The organism is Pseudomonas sp. HY13-MNA-CIBAN-0226 (assembly GCF_040310305.1).
Classification (GTDB): domain Bacteria; phylum Pseudomonadota; class Gammaproteobacteria; order Pseudomonadales; family Pseudomonadaceae; genus Aquipseudomonas; species Aquipseudomonas gregormendelii.
Map to the genome: position 1 here is coordinate 1 of NZ_JBEOPS010000051.1, position 1,310 is coordinate 1,310.

Consider the following 1,310-nt stretch of genomic DNA (forward strand, 5'->3'; position numbering starts at 1 on the left):
TGTCTCGTCCTGAATAAGGTTTACACCTTCTGGCTTCTTATCAGGAAGGTGCAATGAATACGGGCGAAAAACGTAGCCAGAGAGATTACACGCTGACTTTTAAATTGTCGGTTGTCGACCAAGTCGAAAAAGGCGAGTTGAGTTATAAAGAGGCTCAACGGCGCTATGGCATTCAGGGCCGGTCGACGGTGTTGGTGTGGTTACGCAAGCATGGTCGGCAGGACTGGAGCCAAGGCGCATCCATTCGCTCCCAGAGGGTCCGACCGATGGACGAGCCTACTTTGCCATTAACTCCCGAGCAGAGAATCAAAGAGCTTGAGGAGCAGTTGGCGTTGGCGACTCAGAAAGCCAAATTCTTCGAAGACGTGGTCGATGTTCTGAAGAACGATTACGGCGTATCTATCGTAAAAAAGCGGCCAGGCAAGTCGTTGCGCAAACCCAAACCCTGAGTGTCTGCAGGGCTTGCCAGTTTATGGGGATTAGTCGACAGGCCTATTACAAGCGTGATCGGGCCTATCGGGCGCGGGTCGAGCAGGATCAGAAGCTTATCAAGTTTGTGCAGGAAGTCCGCGTGCGGCAACCCTGTCTGGGCACCCGCAAACTGCACTCACTGATGCACGCGAAGCATGATAAGCCGGAGCTACATGTCGGCCGAGATCGCTTGTTTGAAGTGTTGCGCGATCACCGGTATTTGGTACGCAGAAAACGGGCCTATCACAAGACAACTGACAGTCATCACCGCTTCCGTTGCCATCCCAACCTCCTGAAGCCTGGCCCCCAGCAAATCGTTGCCACCGGCCCGGAGCAGGTCTGGGTGGCGGATGTCACTTACCTGTCCACCAAGCGTGATGACCCGGCGTACTTGAGCTTGGTGACGGATGTCTTCTCAAGAAAAATTGTCGGTTATCACGTGCATGGCAGTCTGCATGCCGACTCGGTGGCTCAAGCTTTGCGCATGGCGCTGAAGACGCGACGAAGCAGTCAGAGATTGGTTCACCACTCGGATCGTGGAGTGCAGTACTGCTCGACGCTTTACCAAAAACTGCACGCAAGACACGGCATAACGTGCTCAATGACTGATGGCTATGACTGTTATCAAAACGCCTTGGCAGAGCGGGTCAACGGCATCCTTAAAACTGAGTTATTGCTTCATCGGCCTAAAGATCTGCCAGAGGCTGAAAAGATGGTGAGAGAGGCGATCCTAATCTACAACCAGGAGCGCCCGCACCTGTCCTTGAAATACAAAACGCCCGATGCGGTGCATCGGGCGTTGGGGTGAAACAGATGTAAACCTATTTCAGGACTAGACA

Annotated in this window: 1 protein-coding gene; it reads left to right on the forward strand. The window is 53.3% G+C overall.

What is annotated here, in order from left to right:
• Positions 1–53 precede the first annotated feature (53 nt).
• A protein-coding gene (locus AAEZ05_RS27670) for an IS3 family transposase (RefSeq protein ID WP_502947797.1) occupies positions 54–1,279 on the forward strand; the annotation gives its coding sequence in 2 pieces (ribosomal slippage) (positions 54–405 and positions 405–1,279; 1,227 coding nt in all).
• Positions 1,280–1,310: the final 31 nt, after the last annotated feature.